Raw genomic sequence first — 248 nt, 5'->3', positions numbered from 1 at the left:
AAAGTGTATGGCATGGATGGGCCTATAAGTGTGTTCTTTAATAATAAAGGCTCAAATAGCGAAGGGTTAAACGATGGTGTTATTAGAGCAAGTGATAATGATGAAGTATGGGCATTTACAGGCATGCGCCGAGGCGGTAAAAATTACTACGGCCTGGATATAAGTGACCCAAAAAAACCTAAAAAATTATGGAATAAGCCAATTGTTGGTGGCTCTGAAGAATTTAAATATTTAGCACAAACATGGTC

At 37.9% G+C, this 248-nt stretch carries 1 protein-coding gene; it reads left to right on the top strand.

All coding sequences use genetic code 11. The annotated features are described in order from the left end of the window. A partial coding sequence (locus AAEY57_RS20720; RefSeq protein WP_350608749.1) for a hypothetical protein occupies window positions 1–248 on the top strand: 248 nt, incomplete at both ends.

The organism is Pseudoalteromonas sp. MER144-MNA-CIBAN-0113 (genome assembly GCF_040308965.1).
GTDB lineage: Bacteria > Pseudomonadota > Gammaproteobacteria > Enterobacterales > Alteromonadaceae > Pseudoalteromonas > Pseudoalteromonas tetraodonis.
The sequence above is the reverse complement of the archived record's forward strand: the minus strand, read 5'-3'. Positions and strand labels throughout refer to the sequence as shown.